Consider the following 21,001-nt stretch of genomic DNA (forward strand, 5'->3'; position numbering starts at 1 on the left):
CTGCTGTTTTTTTACCCGTTTTCAGTAGGGTGACTTCTTGAGTTTGACCCACTAGAATGCATGCCCTTGATTCTGGGGTCGGAAACGGCCGGCTTACGTCTGTGCAACGAGGAATATCCATGCAAGTTTCTGTTGAAAATACTACTGCTCTTGAGCGCCGCATGAGCGTCACCGTGCCGGCTGAGCGTATTGAGAGCCAGGTCAACAAGCGTCTGCAGCAGACTGCCCAAAAGGCCAAGATTGCTGGCTTCCGTCCAGGCAAAGTGCCAATGAGCGAAATCAAGCGCCGTTTCGGTGCTGACGCTCGTCAGGAAGCTGTTGGTGATGTCATCCAGTCGTCCTTCTACGAAGCTGTGGTTGAGCAGAAGCTGAACCCGGCCGGTTCGCCTTCGATCGAACCAAAATCGCTGGAAGCAGGCAAGGACCTGGAATACGTAGCCGTATTCGAAGTGTTCCCTGAGTTCACCGTTGCCGGTTTCGACGGCATCACTGTCGAGCGCCTGAGCGCTGACGTGGCTGACGCTGATCTGGACAAGATGCTGGACATTCTGCGCAAGCAGAACACCCGTTTCGAAGTGGCCGATCGCGCTGCTCAGAACGAAGACCAGCTGAACATCGATTTCGTTGGCAAGGTTGACGGCGAAGCATTCGCTGGCGGCTCCGCCAAAGGCACTCAGCTGGTGCTGGGTTCCGGTCGCATGATCCCGGGCTTCGAAGAAGGCCTGGTTGGCGCTAAAGCGGGCGAAGAGCGCGTTCTGAACCTGACCTTCCCAGAGGACTATCAGAACCTGGACCTGGCTGGCAAAACCGCCGAGTTCACCGTGACTGTCAACACCGTTTCCGAGCCTAAACTGCCTGAGCTGAACGAAGAGTTCTTCGCTCAATTCGGCATCAAGGAGAGCGGCATCGACGGTTTCCGCACCGAAGTTCGCAAGAACATGGAGCGTGAACTGCGTCAGGCCATCAAGTCCAAGGTCAAAAATCAGGTGATGGACGGTCTGCTGGCCACCAACCCGATCGAAGTGCCGAAGGCTCTGCTGTCCAACGAAGTTGACCGTCTGCGCGTGCAGGCTGTTCAGCAGTTCGGTGGCAACATCAAGCCTGACCAACTGCCGGCCGAGCTGTTCGAAGAACAAGCCAAGCGCCGTGTAGTGCTGGGTCTGATCGTGGCTGAAGTGGTCAAGCAATTCGACCTGAAGCCTGACGAAGCCCGCGTTCGTGAAATGATTCAGGAAATGGCTTCGGCTTATCAAGAGCCTGAGCAGGTCGTGTCCTGGTACTACAAGAACGAGCAGCAACTGAACGAAGTTCGTTCGGTTGTGCTGGAAGAACAAGTTGTGGATACTGTTCTGCAGAAAGCTAGCGTGACCGACAAATCGGTCTCTTACGAAGAAGCGGTCAAGCCGGTAGAAGCTCCAAAAGCCGACTGATTGTTTTTGCGTTAAGAAGTACACACATAAGCCAGCCTTCGAGCTGGCTTATGCGTATTCAAGACATAACTATTTGGGAGTGACTGCAGAGCATGTTCCGTAATTCGTATATTCAGCAGAACTCTGATATCCAGGCCGCAGGCGGCCTGGTCCCGATGGTTGTCGAGCAATCTGCTCGTGGCGAGCGCGCCTATGACATCTACTCGCGCCTTCTGAAGGAGCGCGTAATCTTTCTGGTGGGTCCTGTAGAGGACTACATGGCCAACCTGATCTGTGCGCAATTGCTGTTCCTTGAAGCGGAAAACCCGGACAAGGACATCCATCTTTACATCAACTCCCCAGGCGGTTCGGTGACAGCGGGCATGTCGATCTACGACACCATGCAGTTCATCAAGCCAAACGTATCGACGACCTGCATTGGTCAGGCCTGCAGCATGGGTGCATTCCTGCTGACGGCCGGTGCTCCCGGCAAGCGTTTCTGCCTGCCGAACTCGCGCGTGATGATTCACCAGCCACTGGGCGGTTTCCAGGGCCAGGCATCGGACATCGAAATCCATGCCAAGGAAATCCTCTTCATCCGCGAGCGCCTCAACACACTGATGGCCAAGCACAGCGGTCGTACGCTTGAAGAAATCGAGCGCGACACCAATCGCGACAACTTCATGAGTGCAGAAGCTGCGAAGGAATACGGCCTGATCGACGAAGTCATCAGCCAGCGTCCCGCGTAAAATAAGCAGCTCAAAATAAGGTTGGTCGGCAGGTCCGACCACCAGCGGGCTTGAAAAAGCCCGCAATAGCCTTCATCTTGTGTTGCAAGCCTATCGGATTTGGATCGAACGAATGACTGACACCCGCAACGGCGAGGACAACGGCAAGCTGCTCTATTGCTCCTTCTGTGGCAAAAGCCAGCATGAAGTGCGCAAATTGATTGCCGGCCCCTCGGTCTTTATCTGCGACGAGTGCGTCAACCTGTGCAACGACATCATCCGCGAGGAGGTGCAGGAAGCACAGGCCGAAAGCAGCGCGCATAAATTGCCTTCGCCTAAAGAAATCAGCGGCATCCTTGACCAGTACGTAATCGGTCAGGAACGTGCGAAAAAGGTTCTGGCCGTAGCGGTGTACAACCACTACAAGCGTCTGAACCAGCGTGACAAAAAGGCTGACGACGTCGAACTCGGCAAGAGCAACATCCTGCTGATCGGCCCGACAGGCTCGGGTAAGACCTTGCTGGCCGAAACACTGGCCCGCCTGCTGAACGTTCCGTTCACCATTGCCGACGCAACCACCCTCACCGAGGCCGGTTACGTAGGTGAAGATGTCGAGAACATCATTCAGAAACTGCTGCAAAAGTGCGATTACGACGTGGAAAAAGCCCAGATGGGCATTGTCTACATCGATGAAATCGACAAGATTTCCCGCAAGTCCGACAACCCGTCGATCACCCGCGATGTTTCCGGTGAAGGCGTGCAGCAGGCCTTGCTGAAGTTGATCGAAGGCACGGTCGCTTCCGTTCCGCCGCAAGGTGGCCGCAAGCATCCGCAGCAGGAATTCCTGCAGGTCGACACCCGTAACATCCTGTTCATCTGCGGTGGTGCGTTCTCTGGTCTGGAAAAGGTTATTCAAAACCGTTCCACCAAGGGCGGCATCGGTTTCAACGCAGAAGTGCGCAGCAAGGAAGAAGGCAAGAAAGTCGGTGAATCCCTGCGTGAAGTCGAGCCTGACGATCTGGTCAAGTTCGGTCTGATCCCGGAATTCGTCGGTCGTCTGCCGGTCCTCGCGACGCTGGACGAGCTTGACGAGGCTGCGCTGATGCAGATCCTCACCGAGCCGAAAAATGCTCTGACCAAGCAGTATGCCAAGCTGTTCGAGATGGAAGGCGTGGATCTGGAGTTCCGGACCGACGCACTGAAATCGGTCGCCAAGCGTGCCCTGGAACGTAAAACCGGTGCCCGTGGGTTGCGTTCGATTCTCGAAGGTGTGCTGCTCGACACGATGTACGAAATCCCCTCGCAGTCCGAGGTGAGCAAAGTCGTCATCGATGAAAGCGTGATCGAAGGCAAGTCCAAGCCACTGTATATCTACGAAAACAGTGAGCCGACGGCCAAGGCAGCGCCGGACGCGTAAGCGTTCACACTGCCGGAACAAAGAAGGGGCCTTCGGGCCTCTTTTTTTTATGTCGTTTTTTACATCCGCTTTGCGCTTGTTTTTTTTCAAGGCAGCCCCCATCTTGGTTTCAAGCTTAATTCCATCTGATTACGGCCATATGGCCGCCGTAGAGGCGAAATCATGAAGACAACCATCGAATTGCCTCTCCTGCCATTGCGTGATGTCGTGGTTTATCCGCACATGGTTATCCCGCTGTTCGTGGGGCGCGAGAAATCCATCGAAGCCCTCGAGGCCGCGATGACGGGCGACAAGCAGATCCTGCTGCTGGCCCAGAGAAACCCGGCTGACGATGATCCCGGTGAAGACGCTCTCTATCGCGTAGGTACAATCGCCACCGTACTGCAGTTGCTGAAACTGCCGGACGGCACCGTCAAGGTTCTGGTCGAAGGTGAGCAGCGTGGGGCTGTAGAGCGCTTCAGCGAAGTCGACGGGCACTGCCGTGCCGAGGTCTCGCTGATCGACGAAGTCGACGCTGCCGAGCGCGAGTCGGAAGTGTTCGTGCGCAGCCTGCTGTCGCAGTTCGAACAATACGTTCAGTTGGGCAAGAAAGTCCCGGCTGAAGTCCTGTCGTCGCTCAACAGCATCGATGAGCCTGGCCGCCTGGTCGACACCATGGCCGCGCACATGGCGCTGAAAATCGAGCAGAAGCAGGAAATCCTCGAAATCATCGATCTGTCGGCCCGGGTCGAGCACGTGCTCGCCTTGCTGGATGCCGAGATCGATCTGCTGCAAGTTGAAAAACGCATTCGCGGCCGCGTCAAAAAGCAAATGGAGCGCAGCCAGCGCGAGTACTACCTGAATGAGCAGATGAAGGCCATTCAGAAGGAGCTGGGCGACGGTGACGAAGGTCACAACGAAATCGAAGAGCTGAAAAAGCGCATCGATGCTGCCGGCTTGCCAAAAGATGCCCTGGCCAAGGCCACCGCCGAGCTGAACAAGCTCAAGCAGATGTCGCCGATGTCCGCTGAAGCCACCGTGGTGCGCTCCTACATCGACTGGCTGGTGCAGGTGCCGTGGAAGGCGCAAAGCAAGGTACGCCTCGACCTGGCGCGTGCTGAAGACATTCTTGATGCCGATCACTACGGTCTCGAAGAGGTCAAGGAGCGCATCCTTGAATACCTCGCCGTGCAGAAGCGTGTGAAGAAGATCCGTGGCCCGGTGTTGTGCCTGGTGGGTCCTCCTGGCGTGGGTAAAACCTCGCTCGCGGAGTCGATCGCCCATGCCACCAACCGTAAATTTGTGCGCATGGCCCTTGGTGGTGTGCGTGACGAGGCGGAAATTCGTGGTCACCGCCGAACCTACATTGGTTCGATGCCGGGAAGATTGATTCAAAAGATGACAAAGGTGGGTGTACGCAACCCGCTGTTCCTGCTCGATGAAATCGACAAAATGGGCAGCGACATGCGTGGCGACCCGGCGTCGGCGTTGCTGGAAGTGCTCGATCCAGAGCAGAACCACAACTTCAACGATCACTATCTGGAAGTCGATTACGACCTGTCCGACGTGATGTTCCTGTGCACCTCGAACTCGATGAACATCCCGCCAGCACTGCTGGACCGGATGGAAGTGATTCGTCTGCCGGGCTACACCGAAGACGAAAAGATCAACATCGCCGTCAAGTACCTGTCGCCTAAGCAGATCACCGCCAACGGTCTGAAGAAAGGCGAGCTGGAGTTCGACGAAGAAGCCATCCGCGACATCATCCGTTACTACACCCGTGAAGCCGGTGTGCGTGGCCTTGAGCGGCAGATTGCCAAGGTCTGCCGCAAGGCCGTCAAAGAGCATGCGCTGGAAAAACGCTTCTCGGTGAAAGTGACAGCTGATGCGCTGGAACACTTCCTCGGTGTGCGTAAGTTTCGCTATGGTCTGGCTGAGCAGCAGGACCAGATCGGTCAGGTCACCGGCCTCGCCTGGACTCAGGTGGGCGGCGAACTGCTGACGATCGAAGCAGCCGTCGTGCCGGGTAAAGGCCAGCTGATCAAGACCGGTTCGCTGGGCGATGTAATGGTCGAATCGATCACCGCAGCCCTGACGGTGGTGCGCAGCCGCGCCAAGAGTCTGGGCATTCCGGTGGACTTCCACGAGAAGCGCGACACGCACATCCACATGCCGGAAGGGGCGACCCCGAAAGACGGTCCTAGCGCCGGTGTGGGCATGTGCACGGCACTGGTTTCGGCATTGACCGGGATTCCGGTACGCGCCGATGTCGCCATGACCGGCGAGATCACCCTGCGTGGTCAGGTGCTGGCGATTGGTGGTCTGAAGGAAAAACTGCTCGCGGCTCACCGTGGCGGAATCAAGATTGTGATTATTCCGGAAGAGAACGTGCGTGATCTGAAGGAGATTCCTGACAATATCAAGCAGGATCTGCAGATTAAACCGGTTAAATGGATTGACGAGGTCCTGCAAATTGCGCTGCAATACGCGCCGGAGCCCTTGCCGGATGTGGCTCCGGAGATAGTTTCCAAGGACGAAAAACGTGAGTCTGATTCAAAGGAAAGAATTAGCACGCATTAATACGTTTTTGCCTGGGGGGCTTCCTTGACAGCTTTTTAGAGCCCTTGTTATAAAGCGGCTCTTAAGTGTCTGTAGGCCATTCAGCACTCGTTTTTGCTTTCACCAAAAAACTTAGAATCATCTCAAAATAGATATAAGGGGACTTAGAGTGAACAAGTCGGAACTGATTGATGCTATCGCTGCATCCGCTGATATCCCGAAAGCTGCTGCTGGCCGTGCGCTGGACGCTGTAATCGAATCCGTCACTGGCGCTCTCAAGGCTGGCGACTCCGTTGTTCTGGTTGGTTTCGGCACTTTCTCCGTGACTGATCGTCCAGCTCGCGTTGGTCGTAACCCACAGACCGGCAAGACGCTGCAAATCGCTGCTGCTAAAAAGCCAGGTTTCAAAGCCGGTAAAGCACTGAAAGAAGCGGTTAACTAAGTTAGTTTGTTTCAGGTTTTTACCCATCCGGGTCGGGGTCATGCCTGACTTGGCAGCGGAGCGGTAGAGCAGGTCGCTGAAGCAGTGGCCTGTAACGCCGGGATCGAGGGTTCGAGCCCTGTCCGCTCCGCCAGTTACGAGAAGGCGCATCCTCGGATGCGCCTTTCTTCTATCCGGATTCTACCCACGCTCCACGGTTGCCAAATTTTTGAAGTTCAACCGTTTCTGGGGGACGCATGCTGCAGAATATCAGGGACAATTCACAAGGCTGGATTGCCAAGACCATTATCGGGGTCATCGTTGCACTGATGGCTTTGACCGGTTTCGATGCCATTTTCAAGGCCACCACGCACACCAACGATGCGGCCAAGGTCAATGGTGAAGAAATCAGCCAGAACGAGCTGAGCCAGGCCGTTGACATGCAACGCCGTCAGCTGATGCAACAGCTGGGCAAGGACTTCGATGCTTCCTTGCTTGACGAAAAAATGCTCCGCGAATCGGCCCTCAAGGGTCTGATCGATCGCAAGCTGCTGCTGCAAGGCGCAGAACAGTCGAAATTCGCTTTCTCCGAAGGTGCACTGGACCAGGTGATCCTGCAGACCCCTGAATTCCAGGTGGACGGCAAGTTCAGCTCCGAGCGCTTCGACCAGGTGATCCGTCAACTGGGCTATACCCGCATGCAATTCCGCCAGATGCTGGCTCAGGAAATGCTGATCGGTCAGTTGCGTGCCGGCGTGGCGGGCAGTGGTTTCGTCACTGACGCCGAAGTGCTGGCCTTTGCCCGTCTGGAAAAACAGACCCGCGATTTCGCCTCGCTGAACGTCAAGGCCGACCCTGCCGCAGTCAAGCTGACCGACGATGAGGTCAAGGCTTACTACGACGAGCACGCCAAGGAATTCATGACCCCTGAACAGGTGGTTGTCGATTACGTCGAGCTGAAGAAGTCTTCGTTCTTCGACCAGGTTGCCGTGAAGGACGAGGACCTGCAGGCGGCGTATCAGAAAGAGATTGCCAATCTGTCGGAACAGCGTCGCGCGGCGCACATCCTGATCGAAGTCAACGACAAGACCACCGATGCTCAGGCCAAGGCGAAGATCGAAGAAGTCCAGGCGCGTCTGGCCAAGGGCGAGAAATTCGAAGCGCTGGCCAAGGAGTTCTCGCAGGATCCGGGTTCGGCCAACAATGGCGGTGACCTCGGTTTCGCAGGTCCTGGCGTCTACGATCCAGCCTTCGAAAAAGCCCTGTACTCGCTGAACAAGGACCAGGTGTCCGAGCCGGTGCGTACCGACTTCGGTTATCACCTGATCAAGCTGCTGGGTGTTGAAGCGCCTGAAGTGCCGACCCTGGCCAGCCTGAAAGACAAGCTGACCCGCGAGCTGAAGACCCAACAGGTTGAGCAGCGTTTCGTCGAGGCGACCAAGCAACTGGAAGATTCGGCGTTCGAAGCATCTGACCTGGCCCAGCCAGCGGCTGATCTGAAACTGACCGTGCACACTTCCAAGCCGTTCGGCCGTGAAGGTGGCGAGGGTATCGCGGCCAACCGTGCTGTGGTGGCGGCTGCCTTCAGCCAGGAAGTGCTGGAAGAAAACGCCAACAGCACCGGCATTGAGCTGGATCCGGAAACCGTGGTTGTGCTGCGCGCCAAGGAACATCTGAAGCCTGAGCAGTTGCCGCTGGAAGCCGTGAACACGGCAATCCGTGCCCAACTGACCAAAGAGCACGCCAGCGCTGCTGCCAAGACCAAGGCTGATCAGTTGATTGCCAGCCTGCGCGATGGCAAGACTCCTCTGGACAAAGCGGTTGATGGTCAGAACTGGAAGGTTGTTGCTGCGGCGACTCGTGCTCAGGAAGGGGTTGACCCAACTGTGCTGCAGGCGTTGTTCCGTATGCCGAAACCAGTGTCCAAGGACAAGCCGACTTTCAGCAGCGTGACGTTGCAGGACGGTAGCCTGATGATCGTGCGCCTCAATGGCGTGAACGAAGCGGTGGCGCCGACTGATGAAGAGAAGGCGCAGTACCGTCGCTTCCTTGCTTCTCGTGAGGGGCAGCAGGACTTTGCGGCGTTCCGCAAGCAGTTGGAAAGTCAGGCGGACATCAAGCGGTATTGATGTTTGACTGAGTCGTGACAGGAAAGCCCCGATCTGATGGTCGGGGCTTTTTTTTGGCCTGGGTTTTTGGTCGTGGCGGCCTGACCGCCGAGCATTCCCCCACTGAACAAACCCAATCCCCCTGTGGGAGCGAGCCTGCTCGCGAAGGCGGCCTGGCAGCCACCCACCCCCTCAAAATCCCAATCAAGCAAACCCATGCCCCCGCGCCCTGACCGCCGCACCCAAGGTCAAAACCAGCAGCCCCACCACAATCCACGGAAAGCCCCCAACTCCCAGATTCCCCAGCAGCAAACCACCCGCCAGCCCACCCCCGGCAATCCCGACATTCCACAGCGTCACCAGCATCGATTGCGCCGTATCGGCAGCCTCTCCAGCGGATTTTGCCGAGGCAGTCTGCAGCAGGGAAGGCATCGCGCCGAATGCCAGACCCCACACGGCGACAGCGCTGTAGACCACTGACGCCGATTCACGCCACAGGCCAAGAGCGACGGCCGAGAGCATGAACAGCACCGTGCTGATCAGCACCAGTTCGCGCAGCCAGCGATCGATCAGGCTGCCGACGATCCACAGACTCAGCACCGAGGCCAGACCGAACACCAGCAACACCCGATCGATATCACTACCCAGTCCCGATGGTTGCAGGAACGGTGCGATGTAGGTGTACAGCAGGTTGTGGGCGATCACGTAGGACAGGGTTACGAACAGCACTGAGCGCACTCCGGGCAGGGTAAAGACCTGACGCAAGGGCAGGCGTTTTCCTGTGCGTTCGCCGGCGAAATCCGGCACTTGCAAACGCACCCAGATCACCAGCAGTAGCGTCAGTGCGGTCATGATGGCGAAGCTCAGGCGCCAGCCCACCAGGGTGCCGAGCAGCGTGCCGGCTGGTATGCCCAGCGACAGTGCAAGCGGCGCGCCCAGCATGGCGACGGTGATCGCCCGGCCTTGCAGGTGGGGGGCAACCATGCGGCTCGCATAGCCTGCCAGCAGCGCCCACAACAGTCCGGCAAAGACCCCGGCGAGCAAGCGTGCGATCAACGTCAGCCAGTACAGCTCCGACAGGGCGGTGATGCTGTTGGCGATGGCAAACCCGCCGATGGCTGACAACAGCAATGGTCGACGACGCCAGCCTCGGGTGGCGATGGTCAGCGGGATGGCCGCCAGCATCGAGCCGATGGCATACAGCGTTACCAGTTGCCCGATCAGCGCCTGTGAGACATTCAGGCCCGCGCTCATTTGTGGCAACAGGCCGGCGGGCATGGCTTCGGTCAGCACCGTGATGAAGCCGGCGGTGGCCAGGGCCAGCAGGGCGCCCAAGGGTAGTCGTTCGCGTGCCTCGGCCGGCTGGGTGAGGTCTGCGGAGGTCAGTTGTGCATCGTTCATGAGTCAGCGTCCATTTGCCCAAGAGGGTGAAGGCCATAGGCTAGGGCGCTGCGCATTAGAGAAAAATGGGTTACGGTTCCGAACATATCGGACACAAGTGTCGTGAATGGGAGGATCGGGATGGACAGCCTGGGCAGTATTTCGGTGTTTGTGCAGGTCGCCGAAACCCGCAGTTTTACCGAGGCCGGGCGGTTGCAGGGGGTCTCGTCTTCGGCGGTCGGCAAGAGTATTGCGCGGCTCGAAGCGCGACTCGGCGTACGGCTGTTCCATCGCACCACTCGCAGTATCACGCTGACCAGCGAAGGCGCGCTGTTCCTGGAGCGCTGTCGCAAAATTCTCGCCGAGGTGGAGGCCGCCGAGTTCGAACTGTGCAATTCGGCATCACAGCCGCATGGCAAGCTGCGCATCAGCCTGCCGCAGGTGCACGGGCTGGTGATGCCGGTGATGAACGCATTCATGGCGCTGTACCCGCAGATCGAGCTGGATCTGGACCTCACCGATCGTATGGTCGATGTGGTCGAGGAGGGCTTCGATGCGGTGATCCGTACCGGTAAACCGCGGGATTCACGGCTGATGGCACGGCCCCTGGGTGAATTTCACATGGTGCTGGTGGCAAGTCCGTCGTATCTGCAGCAGCGCGGTGTACCGCAGGCACCTGCCGATCTGGCAGAGCATGCCTGCCTGCGGCATACCTTCCACGCCACCGGCAAGCTGGAGCCTTGGCCGTTGATCCGCGAGGAGGGCGCGCCTGAGCCGAGTTTGCCGACGCGGCTGGTCAGTACCTCCATCGAAGCCGTCAGCCATGCCGCCCTCGCCGGGATGGGCATCGCCTGCCTGCCGGACTTCATGACCCACGAGGCGGTGGGGCAAGGACGCCTGCAACGAGTCCTCGATGAGCATCTGCAACATGTCGGTCAGTTCTGGGTGTTGTGGCCTTCAAGCCGCCATGCAACCGCCAAATTGCGGGTATTCATCGATCATTTATCGACGCGGCTTTTTCCAGACGCTCATCATCGGTAAAGTTGTAACTGTTTTAAGACACTAATCCATACGCCGCGGGGCCGCGATCTGTAGCACAATACGCCCCGGACCGTTTTCCCTCAGGATGTTTAATGTTGATTTCAACTCCCATGCGTGTCGTTGGGTTGGCGCTGTTGTTGACCGCTGTTGCCGGCTGTTCGAAAGACAAGCCGATCTATGAGCATGAGAATTTCGACGATTCCGGTACGTATTCTCGCAATTACCCGGTGGCCGATGTCGCCAGTTGCGAGGCGGCCCGTCGTGCGCTGCTCAGCCAGGGCTACATCATCACCAGCAGTGACCCGAAACTGGTCAGTGGCCACAAGAGCTTCCAGCAGACCGGTGAAACCCACCTGGAAATCAGCTTCAACGTAGTGTGTGCCGAAGACGGCAGTGCCAAGCACCATGCCACGGTGTTCGCCAACGCCTTGCAGGACCGCTATGCGTTGAAGAAGACCAACAACTCCGCCAGCCTTGGGGTCGGCGTGTTGGGTTCGGTGTCGATGCCGATCGGCTCCTCGGACGACTCGATGGTCAAGGTTGCCAGTGAGACTGTGACCTCGCAGAAATTCTATGAGCGTTTCTTCACCCTGGTTGAGCTGTTCCTGCCGGCCGATGCGAAGAAAGCCGCGCACATCGAAGAAAAGCCCAAGACTGATCTGGGTGTGCCGGAGCCGAAGCCTGCCGCTGTAGCGCCGACAACTCCTGCAACACCAGCGCCCGCAGTAGAGACAGCGCCCGCGCCACCTCCGGCAGGGATTGTCGAGCCAGCCCAGACGATCACACCGGCAGCCCCGGCAGCGACACCCGCGCCAGCCCCGGTTTTACCGGCGCCGGTGGGTTCCGAGCCGGTGGTGCCGCCGGCCGAGTCTGCGCCGATCACTCCGGCGCCGAGTGCAGACCCTGCACCGGCCACCGAGACGATCACGCCGCCGGCCAACCCGAGCAATATTCCGCCGCCCTCCGAGCCGATTCCTGCGATGCAGTAACCGGCCAACAAGCTGCGAACCCTGTGGGAGCGGGCTTGCTCGCGAAAGCGTTGTATCAGTCGACATAGGCATTGACTGGCACTGCGCCTTCGCGAGCAAGCCCGCTCCCACAGTTGTTTCTGCAACATGTGAAATCTCGTTACATTCCCCCGACAAAAATCCCGCGATAAATTCCTGACCACCTGCTACGTTTTATTCATGAAGGCCAGGTTTCACTTTTCCTTCATACGGGCACGATATGCTCGAGGCACTGGTCATTTGACCGGGCTATTTTTCAAGCGGGCAGTAGGGGGATGACACGATGGACGACTATCAAGAAGAACTGCTCGAATACCAGGCGTTTGAACTGGATCAGCCAGAGCCGGCCGAAGACGCTACCGAGTTGTAAGGTGTCAGGCGCTTTTGCGGTGACTGCGGCGAAACTCGCCGGGTGTCTGACTGCTCCAGCGTTTGAAGGCGCGCTGAAACGCCTCGGCTGAAGCAAAGCCCAGCAGGTAGGCAATCTCGCCGAACGCCAGTTCGGTGTCGCGAATGTAGGTCATTGCCAGGTCGCGGCGGGTGTCATTGAGGATCGCGCGAAACTGCGTGCCTTCCTCGGCCAGTTTGCGTCGCAAAGTCCAGGTCGGCAGCTTCAGGCGTGCCGCCACTTCTTCCAGATCGGGTTCCCTGCCACCATTGAGCAACGGCCCCAGCAACTGAGTGATGCGTTCACGCAGGCTGCGGGTGCGGGTCAATTGTTCCAGTTCCCGCTCACACAACGCGAGCAAATGCTTCCAGGTACTCGGGCAGTGTTCCGGGTTGCGCAGGGCCAGACTGTTCAGGTTCAGACGCAGTTGATTGCGTTCGGCACCGAACTGGATCGGGCAGTCGCCCAGTACGCTGTAGGCATCGCGGTAGTCCGGCTGGTCAAACTCGATGTCGATACGCTCGGCCCGCAGTGGCTCGCGGCCGACGCTGGACAGCTGATGCAGCCAGCCGGCGATGATCGAATCCACCACAAAGCGGTTATAGGCGTTGTACGGGCTGATCGAGTAGAAGCGCAGCCACGCGCCATGGGCGTCTTCGTGAAAACTCGATTGCCCACGGTAGTTGGAGCCATACAACGGCTCGAAACGGATCAGGCAGCGGGCCGCTTCGCGTACGGTCGGCGCTTGCGCGGCGGTGACTCCGGCGAGTCCAGCCTGGCTCAAGCGGCTGAGCTGGCCCATGCGCAGGCCCAGCGCCGGATCGCCGGTCAACTGGATCGCGCTGTGCCCCAGACGCATGTAGCGCGGGATCGACAGCCGCGCACCGGCCTCGGCCAGTCGCGCGGTGTCCAGGCCATACTGTTCGAGTAGCGGTTGCGGATCGGCGCCATGGCTGCGCACCGCATCGGCAAGGCTGTGGACGAAACCTACCGACAGATCCCCAAGGCGCATCGGCAGTGGTTTCATGGCTTACAACCAGATATTCAGCAGGCGCGCGCCACGGGCCTCGCCATCGGCGAATTGCTGACCGTTGCTGCTGAGGAAGCTTTGCCCCGCACTGGGCTTGTCCCAGAACTGCCCGCGCAGGAACACGCTCATGCCGGCGATGGCACGGCTGCTCGGTGGCTGCGCAGTCAGGGTCAGGCGATGCCAGGCCTGGCCTTCACTGATTTCCCCGGGCTTGAGGCTGACCGAGTCCGGTGTACTCGAACCCTTGTAACCGCCCCACGGCTGGTTCCACGCACCGTGACCGACCACAAACGCCGGGACCGCCACCAGTTGCGCGCCGAGTTCGTCGAGTTGGCGATAGTTGTCCGGGTACCAGCTGTCGCTGCCGATCAGCACGCCGAGACGCCCGGCCGGGGTATCGACCACGGTGATCGCATGCTCGTCTTCGCTTTCGATCACGTCGCGTTGTTCGAAGATCGGGTGCATCTGCCGCTGGGGCTGGCCCAGCGGCACGCCATCACGGCCAAACACCACGCTGCTGTTGAACAGCGAACCGCTGCCGGGCTTGAGTTGGCCATCACGGATGCTCGGCTCGGGCAGCACAATGGAGCCGGCCACCAGCGTTACATGGAACTCTTTGGCAAGACCGCCGAACAGGGCCTGGTAATCCTTGGCCATGGCCCTGGACTTCATGCGCAGGTGCGCGTCGTCGAGGCGGTTCTCGCCCTTGGCGCTGAGCCAGGCGCGGGCGAACAGCAGCGGATTGCTCGCCGCCAGCCAGTTCATTGCTTCAGCGAGGGTGGGAGCCTGATACAGCTCGTCTTTCTCGCCGCTGATCATCAGCCAGGTGCCGACATGCTCAGGCAGGACCACCACGGTTTTTTCGTTCAACAGCCCCTGATCCTGCGCCTGCTGCAGATAGGCCGCGAGTTTGCGGTGCAGGCGTTCAGGGCTTTGGTAGTCGGTAGGAAACAGTTCTGGCTGAATCCCCAGCAAGTTGCCGCGATCGGCCGGTGTGCCCTGATCGACCGCCAGTTTGATGCGCAGGTCAGACAGGTAATGCCCCGCCGGCCGGTCCGCCGCCCACATGGCGTAGGTGGTAAGGGCGGCAACGATGGCCATGGAAAAGAACAGGTACAGAAGTTTGCGCATGAAAACCAACAACAACCGGGTACAGAGAATGGCAACTAGGGTAGGGCGCATGCTCGCGCTTGCCAAGGGGCGCTGCGCATTTGGATCAATAAGTTGTCAGTTTCGGTCATTGAGTGACAGCAGTGCGACTCTTAGGCTGTCGAACATGACTGATGGGGGACGCAGAGCTCCCGCAATTTCCGTGATCGCTCGTTGTGGAGTTACCGATGACCGCCGCTCATTACCCGCACCTGTTGGCCCCGCTGGACCTGGGATTCACCACGCTGCGCAACCGTACCCTGATGGGCTCGATGCACACTGGCCTTGAAGAGAAACCGGGCGGCTTCGAACGCATGGCGGCCTACTTCGCCGAGCGCGCCCGTGGCGGTGTCGGCCTGATGGTTACCGGCGGCATTGGTCCGAACGACGAGGGCGGCGTGTACTCCGGCGCGGCCAAGCTGACCACCGAGGAAGAAGCGCTCAAACACCGCATCGTCACCCGCGCGGTGCACGAGGCGGGCGGCAAGATCTGCATGCAGATCCTCCACGCCGGGCGTTATGCCTACAGCCCGAAACAGGTCGCGCCGAGTGCGATTCAGGCGCCGATCAACCCGTTCAAGCCCAAAGAGCTGGACGAGGAAGGCATCGAGAAGCAGATCAGCGACTTTGTTACTTGCTCGGTGCTGGCGCAGACCGCTGAGTACGACGGTGTGGAAATCATGGGTTCGGAAGGTTATTTCATTAACCAGTTCCTCGCCGCACACACCAACCACCGCACCGACCGCTGGGGCGGCAGCTACGAGAACCGTATGCGCCTGCCGGTGGAAATCGTGCGCCGCGTGCGTGAAGCGGTCGGCCCGAATTTCATCATCATTTTCCGTCTGTCGATGCTCGATCTGGTCGAGGGTGGCAGCACTTGGGAAGAGATCGTGACCCTGGCCAAAGCCATCGAGCAGGCCGGCGCGACCATCATCAACACCGGTATCGGCTGGCACGAAGCGCGGATCCCGACCATCGCCACCAAAGTGCCGCGCGCGGCGTTCAGCAAGGTCACCGCCAAGCTGCGCGGATCGGTGAACATTCCGCTGATCACCACCAACCGCATCAACACCCCGGAAATCGCCGAGCAGATTCTCGCCGAAGGCGACGCGGACATGGTTTCGATGGCGCGGCCATTCCTCGCCGACCCGGACTTCGTCAATAAGGCCGCAGAAGGCCGCGCCGACGAAATCAACACCTGCATCGGCTGCAATCAGGCGTGCCTCGATCACACCTTCGGCGGCAAACTCACCAGTTGCCTGGTCAACCCGCGTGCCTGCCATGAAACCGAGCTCAACTACCTGCCGGTGCAGCAGATCAAAAAGATCGCCGTGGTCGGTGCCGGGCCTGCCGGTTTGTCTGCCGCGACCGTGGCTGCCGAGCGTGGCCATCAGGTGACCCTGTTCGATTCGGCCAGCGAGATTGGCGGCCAGTTCAACATCGCCAAGCGAGTACCGGGCAAGGAAGAGTTTTTTGAAACCCTGCGCTATTTCAAGCGCAAGCTGCAAACCACCCACGTCGAGGTGTGCCTGAACACCCGCGTCAACGTGGCGAAACTGGTTGAAGGTGGCTACGACGAAATCATCCTTGCCACCGGCATCGCGCCGCGAGTGCCAGCGATTCCCGGCGTGGAGAACGCCAAGGTGCTGAGCTACATCGACGTGATCCTTGAGCGCAAACCTGTTGGCAAACGTGTCGCAGTGATCGGTGCGGGCGGTATCGGTTTCGACGTCTCGGAATTCCTCGTGCATGAAGGCGTGGCCACCAGCCTGGATCGCACCGCATTCTGGAAAGAATGGGGCATCGACACTCACCTGGAAGCGCGGGGTGGCGTGGCCGGGATCAAAGCCGTACCTCATGCGCCGGCCCGCGAAGTATTCCTGTTGCAGCGCAAGAAAACCAAGGTCGGCGACGGTCTGGGCAAGACCACCGGCTGGATCCATCGTACCGGTCTGAAGAACAAGCAGGTGCAGATGCTCAACAGCGTTGAATACCTGAAGATCGACGACGAAGGCCTGCACATCCGCATCGGCGAAGCCGGCGAGCCGCAAGTGCTGGCGGTGGACAACATCGTGATCTGCGCCGGCCAGGATCCACTGCGTGATCTGCAGGAAGGTCTGGTGGCAGCGGGGCAGAACGTGCACCTGATCGGCGGCGCCGATGTCGCGGCGGAGCTGGATGCCAAGCGTGCAATCAATCAGGGTTCGCGCCTCGCCGCTGAACTTTAAGCTCCGCCGCTTAACCTGTGGGAGCGAGCCAGCTCGCGAAAGCGGAGTATCAGCCAATACACATGTCGACTGACACGACGCCTTCGCGAGCAGGCTCGCTCCCACAGGGTTTGTGTTGTTCACAGATTCGGTGAGCACCATCGATCCAATGCAGGAGCGAGCCTGCTCGCGACGGCTGCTGATGAGCGACTAGAATGCCGGCTCTGTCCAGATCGAATCGCCGCCCATGCTTTTGCCTCCCTCCGATTGGCTACCCCAAGCCCCTCTCGAACGGCTTCAACTCGACTGGCTCACCCACGCCGCCATCGAAGTCGCGATCCTGCGTCTGGATCAGATCGACCCGCTGATCAGCGGCAACAAATGGTTCAAGCTCATTAAACACCTCAAGGTCGCTGACCGCGCCGGCGCGCAGGGCATCATCAGCCTCGGTGGCGCGCATTCCAATCATCTGCATGCGTTGGCGGCTGCCGGTAAACGTCTGGGATTCGAAACCGTTGGCCTGTTGCGCGGGCATCCGCAGCAGACGCCCACGGTGACGGATCTGCAGGTGTTCGGCATGCAATTGCACTGGCTCGGTTACGGCGGCTATCGGGCGCGGCATGAACCGGGGTTCTGGGAGCCTTGGCAGGCGCAGTACCCGAAACTGCACGCAGTACCGGAGGGCGGTGGCGGATTGGCGGGTGCCTTGGGCTGCAAGGCGCTCAAGGAACAGGTGAGCGCGCAATTGAGCAAGCTGGGCTGGCGCGATTATCACGCTTGGTGGCTGGCCTGCGGCACCGGGACGACACTCGCCGGGCTGGTGCTCGCCGAGGCCGGGGAGCATCCGGTGTACGGCGCGCTGGCGGTGCCTGATGATCATGGCGTGGCACCGCAGGTTGAGGCGATTGTGCGGGAAGCGGGACTGAGTGCGGCGGGTTACGCGTTGTTCGATGCTAGCCGGGGTGGCTTCGCCAAGGTTGATCCGGTGTTGCTTGAGTTCATCGAGCATGCTGAACAGAGCAGCGGCGTCCCCTTGGAGCCGCTGTATACCGGCAAGGCGTTATTGGCGCTGAAGCAGCAGGTTGCAGCGGGCAGGTTCGAGCAAGGCACGCGGCTGATCTTCGTGCATACGGGAGGGTTGCAGGGGCGTCGAGGATTCATCCCCGGCAGTTGAACGTCTGTGGCGAGCGAGCAAGCTCCCTCGCCACTGGGGATTTCACCGAGGCCATGTTCAGCCGCGCTTGGGCATCATCCGCAACAAAGTGTTATCGCCCACCACATAATGGTGATAAAGCCCCGCCAGCGCATGCAGGCCGATCAGCCAGTAGCCGGTGTTGCCGATCAACACGTGCCAGTGCTCCACCTGCTTGGCGAAAGCTTTGTCTTCATGGACCAGCAACGGCAAGTCGAAACCGTAGAACATCACCTGATGCCCCTCGGCGCTGGTGATCAGCCAGCCGAGAATCGGCATGCTGATCATGAACAGGTACAACAGCCAGTGCATCACCCGCGCCAACAGGGTTTGCCACTGCGGCGAAGCCGGGAAGATTTTCGGTGCCGGGCCAATGCTGCGCGCCACAAGGCGAAACCACACCAGCACGAACACGGTCAGGCCGAGCATGTAATGCACTTCGCGGATCAGCGTGCGCCCGCCACTGCCTTTGGGAAAGATCCCGCGCAACTCCATGCTGGCATACACCAGCACCAACAGGACCAGCATCAGCCAGTGCAGCAGGACGGACACGGTGCTGTAGCGTGATTCGGAACTTGTCCACGGCATACGGTATTTCCTCACAGATCAGGGTCACTACTGCCGCTCTTGTGCGACGGCATGCTTTAACTGTAATCCGCTTTGGCGGATTTGCCTGATGCTGATCGGTCTTTCAATGCGCTGAATCAGGGGTTCTGCTGCTTTTTCATGAAAAAACGCCAGTGTCATAAAGACTCTGGCGTTTTTTAGTGCTGCAACGAACTGCGTAAGTGGCGCGATCAGCTCGATTGCGGCATTTCACCCTTGGCCAGGCGTTTGTTGATGTCGGCAATCACCTCCGGCAAATCGCTGATGGTGTCGATCATGTAGTGCGGGCGCGAACTGGCGAACAGCGCGTGGATGCGCTCGCGCTCGCTGGCCAGTTCGTCGCTGCCCAGCGCGCGGTAGCCGGCGTAATCCAGGCCCAGCGCATTGCCCGAGCAGATCAGCGCCACGGTCCACATCCCGGCACGGCGGCCTTCGAGAATGCCCGGCACGGTGTCGTCGATCTTCACGCAGGCGCCGACGTCGTCGATGCCCAGCGCGATCACGTTGGCCAGGGCCTGAGCCGGCCATGGGCGACCGTTCGGCACTTCGTCGGTGGCGACAACATAGTCGGCGACGTAGCCGTTGGTGGCGGCGAGGGCCACGACCTTGTCCATCACCTGTTTCGGGTAGCCGGAGCAGGAACCGATCTTGATCCCTTGCTGGCGCAGGTTGGCGATGGTTTCCAGCGCGCCGGGAATCAACGCCGAGTGTTCGGCGATCTTCTCGATCTGCAGCGGCATGAAGCGGTTGTAGATCGCGGTCACGTCATCGTCGGTCGGGGTGCGGCCGAACGCTTTGCGATAACGTTCGGCGACCTGCGGTTGGTCGCACAGGGTGCGGATGTGGTCCCACTTGCCCATGCCCATCGGGCCACGGGCCTCTTCGATGGAGACCTGAACGTCGAACTCGGCGAAGGCTTCGACGAAGATCTGGGTTGGCGCGAACGAGCCGAAATCGACCACGGTGCCGGCCCAGTCGAGGATGGCGGCTTGCAGTTTGTTTGGGTTTACATAGTTCATGGCAATCAATTCCTGAGTTGGCAATGCAATTCAAAATGGTGGGAGCGGGCTTGCTCGCGAATGCGCTGGCACATTCAACATTGATGGCGGCTGACACGACGCCTTCGCGAGCAAGCCCGCTCCCACAAGGGATTTTTGGTGTGGGTCAGATTTCCAGCACTTCCATCTCGCGCAGCACTTCACCCACTGCCGCCACGGCCTGGCGCATTTCGTCCGGGCTGACGTGGCCGATGCAGCCGACGCGGAAGGTTTCGACTTGGGTCAGTTTGCCGGGGTAGAGGATGTAGCCCTTGGCCTTGACCCGCTCGTAGAAATCCTTGAACTGGTAGCGCGGGTCCCGCGGGGCATGGAAGGTGGCGATGATCGGCGCCTGGATCGCGGCCGGCAGGAAGCTGCGTAGCCCCAGCTTGCCCATTTCTTCCATCAGTGCCTGACAGTTGGCGGCGTAACGTGCATGGCGCGCCGGCAGGCCACCTTCTTCGTTGTATTGCAGCAACGCTTCGTGCAGCGCGGCGACCACGTGGGTTGGCGGGGTGAAACGCCACTGGCCGGTCTTCTGCATATAGGCGTGCTGGTCATGCAGGTCCATCGCCAGCGAGTGCGAATTGCCGGCCGCTGCAGCCAGCGATTCCTTGCGAGCGAACACGAAGCCCATCCCCGGCACGCCTTCCAGGCACTTGCCCGAAGCGGCGATCAGCGCATCGAACGGCACCTTTTGCGCATCCACCGGCAATGCGCCGAAGGAGCTCATGGCGTCGATGATCAGGCGCTTGCCGTGTTGCGCCACAACCTCGGCAATTTCCGGCAGCGGGTTGAGGATACCGGTGCTGGTTTCGCAGTGGATCAGCGCGACGTGGGTGATGTCGCCATCGGCGCGCAGCAGACGGTCGACGTCAGCGGCGGTGGTCGGTTCGTCTTCAGCGGTTTCGAAGGTGCTGAACGAGCGCCCGAGCACTTCGCAGATCTTCGCCAGACGCTTGCCGTAGGCGCCGTTGATCAGCACCAGGACTTTGCCGTCACGCGGCACCAGCGTGCCGATGGCCGCTTCGACAGCGAAAGTGCCGCTGCCCTGCAACGGCACGCAATGGTGAGTGGCGGCACCGTCAAGGATCGCCAGCAATTGTTCGCAAAGGCTGGCGGTCAGTTGGTTGAAGCGGTCATCCCATGACCCCCAGTCAACCATCATTGCCTGGCGGGTGCGGGCCGAGGTGGTCAACGGGCCGGGAGTGAGCAGGATGGGTGCGGCAGTACTCATTCGTGTGTCCTCGCGATAGCGCTGTGGGATGAAGCTACGGGGCATACGTTGCAATTGAGCGTCGCATCAATCAAATTGTTTGTTGTTATGCCAGCCATCAGTGAGG

At 59.6% G+C, this 21,001-nt stretch carries 16 protein-coding genes; 10 read left to right on the plus strand and 6 right to left on the minus strand.

The annotated features are described in order from the left end of the window. Positions 1–119: 119 nt before the first annotated feature. The 6 genes from tig to AC0J41_RS08460 all read left to right on the plus strand — a co-directional run bounded on the left by tig (position 120) and on the right by AC0J41_RS08460 (position 8,642). Positions 120–1,430, plus strand: coding sequence for a trigger factor (tig, locus tag AC0J41_RS08435; RefSeq protein WP_025108913.1), 1,311 nt, complete (start codon positions 120–122; stop codon positions 1,428–1,430). 92 nt (positions 1,431–1,522) lie between these two features. Next, the gene (clpP, locus tag AC0J41_RS08440; protein ID WP_003223631.1) at positions 1,523–2,158 is read left to right on the plus strand and encodes an ATP-dependent Clp endopeptidase proteolytic subunit ClpP; all 636 of its coding nucleotides are present in this window, start codon (positions 1,523–1,525) and stop codon (positions 2,156–2,158) included. 112 nt (positions 2,159–2,270) lie between these two features. Next, positions 2,271–3,554: an ATP-dependent Clp protease ATP-binding subunit ClpX gene (gene clpX, locus AC0J41_RS08445; protein ID WP_473015152.1), complete on the plus strand. Its 1,284-nt coding sequence runs from the start codon at positions 2,271–2,273 to the stop codon at positions 3,552–3,554. A 162-nt stretch (positions 3,555–3,716) separates the two neighbouring features. Next, positions 3,717–6,113 (plus strand): endopeptidase La, encoded by a 2,397-nt coding sequence (gene lon / locus AC0J41_RS08450; protein ID WP_025108914.1) that lies wholly within the window; start codon positions 3,717–3,719, stop codon positions 6,111–6,113. Between the two features lie 148 nt (positions 6,114–6,261). Then, the gene (locus AC0J41_RS08455) at positions 6,262–6,534 is read left to right on the plus strand and encodes an HU family DNA-binding protein (protein ID WP_008077714.1); all 273 of its coding nucleotides are present in this window, start codon (positions 6,262–6,264) and stop codon (positions 6,532–6,534) included. Between the two features lie 236 nt (positions 6,535–6,770). After that, complete coding sequence (locus AC0J41_RS08460) at positions 6,771–8,642, plus strand: SurA N-terminal domain-containing protein (RefSeq protein WP_473015153.1); 1,872 nt, start codon at positions 6,771–6,773, stop codon at positions 8,640–8,642. Positions 8,643–8,825: 183 nt separating this feature from the next. On the opposite strand, the gene AC0J41_RS08465 is transcribed toward AC0J41_RS08460, so the two are convergent. After that, a complete protein-coding gene (locus AC0J41_RS08465) occupies positions 8,826–10,022 on the minus strand; it encodes an MFS transporter (protein ID WP_473015154.1) in 1,197 nt (398 codons plus the stop codon). A 120-nt stretch (positions 10,023–10,142) separates the two neighbouring features. On the opposite strand from AC0J41_RS08465, the gene AC0J41_RS08470 reads away from it, so the two are divergent. Both AC0J41_RS08470 and AC0J41_RS08475 read left to right on the plus strand, forming a co-directional pair. Then, a complete protein-coding gene (locus AC0J41_RS08470) occupies positions 10,143–11,042 on the plus strand; it encodes a LysR family transcriptional regulator (RefSeq protein WP_473015155.1) in 900 nt (299 codons plus the stop codon). Positions 11,043–11,134: 92 nt separating this feature from the next. Beyond that, positions 11,135–12,031, plus strand: a complete 897-nt coding sequence (locus AC0J41_RS08475; RefSeq protein ID WP_473015156.1) for a DUF2242 domain-containing protein — start codon at positions 11,135–11,137, stop codon at positions 12,029–12,031. A 392-nt stretch (positions 12,032–12,423) separates the two neighbouring features. Here the strand turns inward: AC0J41_RS08475 and AC0J41_RS08480 are convergent, their stop codons facing one another. Together AC0J41_RS08480 and AC0J41_RS08485 are read right to left on the minus strand one after the other, a co-directional pair. After that, on the minus strand, positions 12,424–13,464 hold the full coding sequence (locus AC0J41_RS08480; protein ID WP_025108920.1) for an AraC family transcriptional regulator: 1,041 nt from the start codon (positions 13,462–13,464) through the stop codon (positions 12,424–12,426). A 3-nt stretch (positions 13,465–13,467) separates the two neighbouring features. Then, positions 13,468–14,598: a nitrilase-related carbon-nitrogen hydrolase gene (locus AC0J41_RS08485; protein ID WP_473015157.1), complete on the minus strand. Its 1,131-nt coding sequence runs from the start codon at positions 14,596–14,598 to the stop codon at positions 13,468–13,470. Positions 14,599–14,804: 206 nt separating this feature from the next. Between AC0J41_RS08485 and AC0J41_RS08490 the strand changes: the two genes are divergently transcribed. Together AC0J41_RS08490 and AC0J41_RS08495 are read left to right on the plus strand one after the other, a co-directional pair. Continuing rightward, complete coding sequence (locus AC0J41_RS08490) at positions 14,805–16,844, plus strand: 2,4-dienoyl-CoA reductase FMN-binding domain-containing protein (protein ID WP_473015158.1); 2,040 nt, start codon at positions 14,805–14,807, stop codon at positions 16,842–16,844. Between the two features lie 226 nt (positions 16,845–17,070). Next, positions 17,071–17,997: a 1-aminocyclopropane-1-carboxylate deaminase/D-cysteine desulfhydrase gene (locus AC0J41_RS08495; RefSeq protein ID WP_473015159.1), complete on the plus strand. Its 927-nt coding sequence runs from the start codon at positions 17,071–17,073 to the stop codon at positions 17,995–17,997. A 57-nt stretch (positions 17,998–18,054) separates the two neighbouring features. On the opposite strand, the gene AC0J41_RS08500 is transcribed toward AC0J41_RS08495, so the two are convergent. The 3 genes from AC0J41_RS08500 to AC0J41_RS08510 all read right to left on the minus strand — a co-directional run bounded on the left by AC0J41_RS08500 (position 18,055) and on the right by AC0J41_RS08510 (position 20,895). Further along, positions 18,055–18,603 carry a cytochrome b gene (locus AC0J41_RS08500; RefSeq protein ID WP_025108924.1) on the minus strand — a complete coding sequence of 183 codons (549 nt, stop codon included), beginning with the start codon at positions 18,601–18,603 and terminating at the stop codon, positions 18,055–18,057. 209 nt (positions 18,604–18,812) lie between these two features. Continuing rightward, positions 18,813–19,640, minus strand: a complete 828-nt coding sequence (gene phnX / locus AC0J41_RS08505; protein WP_025108925.1) for a phosphonoacetaldehyde hydrolase — start codon at positions 19,638–19,640, stop codon at positions 18,813–18,815. Positions 19,641–19,785: 145 nt separating this feature from the next. Beyond that, positions 19,786–20,895 carry a 2-aminoethylphosphonate--pyruvate transaminase gene (locus AC0J41_RS08510; RefSeq protein ID WP_473015160.1) on the minus strand — a complete coding sequence of 370 codons (1,110 nt, stop codon included), beginning with the start codon at positions 20,893–20,895 and terminating at the stop codon, positions 19,786–19,788. Positions 20,896–21,001: the final 106 nt, after the last annotated feature.

It is taken from the genome of Pseudomonas sp. Arb-4-2C (assembly GCF_055755015.1).

What these genes read in the sequence shown, in the direction of transcription:
- tig (WP_025108913.1), top strand. Translation starts at nt 120, where the DNA reads ATGCAAGTTTCTGTTGAAAATACTACTGCTCTTGAGCGCCGCATGAGC.
- clpP (WP_003223631.1), top strand. Translation starts at nt 1,523, where the DNA reads ATGTTCCGTAATTCGTATATTCAGCAGAACTCTGATATCCAGGCCGCA.
- clpX (WP_473015152.1), top strand. Translation starts at nt 2,271, where the DNA reads ATGACTGACACCCGCAACGGCGAGGACAACGGCAAGCTGCTCTATTGC.
- lon (WP_025108914.1), top strand. Translation starts at nt 3,717, where the DNA reads ATGAAGACAACCATCGAATTGCCTCTCCTGCCATTGCGTGATGTCGTG.
- AC0J41_RS08460 (WP_473015153.1), top strand. Translation starts at nt 6,771, where the DNA reads ATGCTGCAGAATATCAGGGACAATTCACAAGGCTGGATTGCCAAGACC.
- AC0J41_RS08465 (WP_473015154.1), bottom strand. Translation starts at nt 10,022, where the DNA reads ATGAACGATGCACAACTGACCTCCGCAGACCTCACCCAGCCGGCCGAG.
- AC0J41_RS08470 (WP_473015155.1), top strand. Translation starts at nt 10,143, where the DNA reads ATGGACAGCCTGGGCAGTATTTCGGTGTTTGTGCAGGTCGCCGAAACC.
- AC0J41_RS08475 (WP_473015156.1), top strand. Translation starts at nt 11,135, where the DNA reads ATGTTGATTTCAACTCCCATGCGTGTCGTTGGGTTGGCGCTGTTGTTG.
- AC0J41_RS08480 (WP_025108920.1), bottom strand. Translation starts at nt 13,464, where the DNA reads ATGAAACCACTGCCGATGCGCCTTGGGGATCTGTCGGTAGGTTTCGTC.
- AC0J41_RS08485 (WP_473015157.1), bottom strand. Translation starts at nt 14,598, where the DNA reads ATGCGCAAACTTCTGTACCTGTTCTTTTCCATGGCCATCGTTGCCGCC.
- AC0J41_RS08490 (WP_473015158.1), top strand. Translation starts at nt 14,805, where the DNA reads ATGACCGCCGCTCATTACCCGCACCTGTTGGCCCCGCTGGACCTGGGA.
- AC0J41_RS08495 (WP_473015159.1), top strand. Translation starts at nt 17,071, where the DNA reads ATGCTTTTGCCTCCCTCCGATTGGCTACCCCAAGCCCCTCTCGAACGG.
- AC0J41_RS08500 (WP_025108924.1), bottom strand. Translation starts at nt 18,603, where the DNA reads ATGCCGTGGACAAGTTCCGAATCACGCTACAGCACCGTGTCCGTCCTG.
- phnX (WP_025108925.1), bottom strand. Translation starts at nt 19,640, where the DNA reads ATGAACTATGTAAACCCAAACAAACTGCAAGCCGCCATCCTCGACTGG.
- AC0J41_RS08510 (WP_473015160.1), bottom strand. Translation starts at nt 20,895, where the DNA reads ATGAGTACTGCCGCACCCATCCTGCTCACTCCCGGCCCGTTGACCACC.